The following is a 3,481-nucleotide window of genomic DNA, read 5'->3' as shown; positions in this document are numbered from 1 at the left end:
GCCGGCGCTACTGGCTCGACGGTACGACCGGCGCGGCATCCGAGGACGCCGCGGATCCCGAGGAGAGCCGGTTCTGGGCGGCCGTAGACAGTGCCGACCGCGGCGAACTCGCCGAACTGCTCGGCGTGGACGACGCCTCCCGGCTGGAGGACGTCATCGGCGTGCTCGGCCCGTGGCGCCGCGACAGCCGTGAGCGTTCGGAGGCGGATGCCTGGCACTACCGCGTCGACTGGAAGCCGGTGTCCGACGGGCCGTCGGTGGCGCTGAGCGGTACCTGGATGCTCGTCGTTCCGGACGGCGACACGGACCATCCGTGGGCCGAAGCGGTGGCGGACGCCCTGTCGTCCGCCGGCGCGCAGGTGACACGTCTGACCGTGGGAGCGGACTGCGACCGGGACATCCTGGCCCGACGCGTCGCCCAGGCAGTGGAGGCACTCCACGGTGAGATGCCGGCCGGGGTGCTGTCCCTGCTCGCCCTGGACGAGACACCGTGCCCGGACAACCCGACGCTGATCGCCGGCCCGGCCGGGACGCTGCTCCTGATCCAGGCGCTCGGCGACACCGCCGTACACGCACCGCTGTGGTGCGCCACACGCGGAGCCGTACAGGTTCCCGGCACGGAGACGGCGATCCGTCCCGAGCAGGCACAGGTCTGGGGGCTCGGTCTGGTGGCCGGGCTGGAGCACTCCGACCGGTGGGGCGGTCTCATCGACCTGCCCGAGGCCCCCGACCCGCAGGTGCTGCGCCGACTGTCGGGGGCGCTCGCCGGGAAGCAGGGCGAGGACCAGCTCGCACTCCGCCCGTCCGGAGTCTTCGCCCGCCGTCTGGCGCGCGTGACCCGCAAGTCCGCGTACGACCGCTCCGCGTGGCAGCCGCGTGGCACGGTGCTCATCACCGGTGGCACCGGCGCCGTCGGTGCCAGGTTCGCCCGGTGGCTCGCGGCCAACGGCGCCGAGCACCTCGTACTGACCAGCCGGCAGGGCCGCTCCGCGCCGGGCGCGGGGGAGCTGGAGTCCGAACTGACGGCCCTCGGCGTACGGGTCACCGTCGCGGCCTGCGACGTCGCGGACCGGGACGCACTGGCCGAGCTCGTCGCCAGGGTCGCCGACGAAGGCGAGCCGATCCGTGCGGTCATCCACGCGGCCGGGACGACCGAATCGGCGCCGCTGGCCGACACGGGCCTGGATCTGCTGGCCCGGCTCACCGCCGGCAAGGTGCGCGGCGCGCACCACCTCGACGACGTGTTCCGGGACACCGACCTCGATGCGTTCATCCTCTTCTCCTCCGGCGCCGGCATCTGGGGCGGCGGCGGTCAGGGCGCGTACGCCGCGGCCAACGCCCACCTCGACGCACTGGCCCAGCAGCGCCGTGCGCGGGGGCGGACCGCGCTGTCGGTGGCGTGGGGTCTGTGGGGCGGCGGTGGCATGGCCGACGGCGAGGTCGGGGACCGGATCCTCAGCCGCGGCGTGCGGGTCATGAACCCGGACCAGGCGGTCGCCGTACTGTCCCGCGTCACGGCCGCCACCGAGACCACACGCATCGTCGCCGACATCGACTGGGAGGTCTTCGCGCCCCAGTTCACGGCCGTGCGTCGGTCTCCGCTGCTGTCGGACGTCCCCGAGGTGCGGGCGGTGCTGGAGGAGACGGCCGGCACGGCACAGGGAGCGGGCTCCGGCCCGTCGGCGCTGCTCGACGGCCTGACCGAGGCGGAACAGTACCTGGCCGTGCTGGACCTGGTCCGCGCGCAGGCCGCGGCGGCGCTCGGACACAGCACACCGGATCCCGTAGCCCCGGACCGCGCCTTCCGTGAGCTGGGCTTCGACTCGATGATGGCGGTGGACCTGCGGAACCGGCTGAACGCGGTGACGGGGCTGCGGTTGCCGAGCACGGTGGTGTTCGACCATCCGACGGCCGCCGACCTGGCCCGGTTCGCACGGGCGGAACTGCTCGGGGAGCCCGACGACGTTGCGGCGGTGGAGCCTTCGCCGGCGGTCGTCAACGGTGAGGCCGATGCCGAGCCGATCGCCATCGTGGGGATCGGATGTCGGTTCCCGGGTGGGGTGAGGTCGCCGGAGGACCTGTGGCGGCTGGTGGTGTCCGAGACGGACGCCGTGTCGAGGTTCCCGGTGGATCGTGGCTGGGATCTGGAGGCGCTGTTCGATCCGGATCCGGATGCGGTGGGGAAGTCGTACACCCGGTCGGGTGGATTCCTCTACGACGCCGCGGAGTTCGACGCGGGGTTCTTCGGGATCTCGCCGCGTGAGGCGTTGGCGATGGATCCGCAGCAGCGGTTGCTGCTGGAGACGTCGTGGGAGGCGATGGAGCGGGCGGGCATCGACCCGGCGTCGCTGCGCGGCAGCCGCACCGGCGTCTACGTCGGCGCCATGGTGCAGGACTACGGCCACCGTCTGCACCAGGGCACTGCCGAGACGGAAGGCCACATCCTGACCGGCACCACGGGAAGCGTGGTCTCGGGCCGACTGTCCTACACCTTCGGCCTGGAGGGCCCGGCGGTGACCGTCGACACGGGATGCTCCTCCTCGTTGGTGACCCTGCACCTGGCGATACGGGCGCTGCGCAGCGGCGAGTGCTCCATGGCCCTGGCCGGTGGCGTGACGGTCATGCCGACTCCCGGACCCTTCATCGAGTTCAGTCGGCAGCGTGGGTTGTCGGGGGACGGTCGGTGCAAGGCGTTCGCGGAGGGTGCGGATGGCACGGGCTGGGCCGAGGGTGTGGGTGTGCTGGTGGTGGAGCGTTTGTCGGACGCGGTGCGGCTGGGGCATCCGGTGCTGGCGGTGGTGCGGGGGAGCGCGGTCAACCAGGACGGTGCCAGCAATGGTCTGACGGCGCCGAACGGGCTGTCCCAGCAGCGGGTCATCCGGCAGGCACTGGCCGACGCGCGGCTGAGTGCTGCGGACGTCGACGCCGTGGAGGCGCACGGGACGGGGACGCGCCTGGGTGACCCGATCGAGGCGCAGGCGCTGATCGCGACCTACGGTCAGGAGCGTTCCGGTGAACTGCCGCTGTTCCTGGGGTCGTTGAAGTCGAACGTCGGGCATGCGCAGGCGGCCGCCGGTGTGGGTGGGGTCATCAAGATGGTGATGGCTCTGCGGCACGGGGTGTTGCCGAAGACGTTGCATGTGGATGCGCCGACGTCGCATGTGGACTGGTCGGCGGGTGCGGTGGAGCTGCTGACCGAGCAGCGGGCCTGGCCGGAGCTGGACCGGCCGCGCCGGGCCGCCGTCTCCGCCTTCGGCGTGGGCGGAACCAACGCGCATGTCGTCATCGAGCAGCCTCCGGCGGTGGAACACGGCACTTCGCTGTCCGAGGACACCGCACCCGGCGTGATGCCGTGGGTGGTGTCGGGCAGGAGTGCGGAGGCGTTGCGGGCGCAGGCGGGGTTGCTGCGTGCGTTCGTGGTGGGGCGGGAGGCGCTGGACCTGGCGGGTGTGGGTTCCGCGCTGGTGTCGGCGCGGTCGGT

The 3,481-nt window shown here is 72.7% G+C and carries 1 protein-coding gene; it reads left to right on the top strand.

Features of this window, described 5'->3' with window-relative positions; all coding sequences use genetic code 11:
* On the top strand, window positions 1-3,481 hold a 3,481-nt coding region (locus AQJ64_RS44665), incomplete at both ends, for an SDR family NAD(P)-dependent oxidoreductase (RefSeq protein WP_159060373.1).

Origin of the sequence: Streptomyces griseoruber, assembly GCF_001514205.1 — a bacterium.
In the GTDB taxonomy this organism is placed as follows: domain Bacteria; phylum Actinomycetota; class Actinomycetes; order Streptomycetales; family Streptomycetaceae; genus Streptomyces; species Streptomyces griseoruber.
Note: the sequence above shows the minus strand (reverse complement) of the source record. Positions and strands in the feature narration are given on the sequence as shown.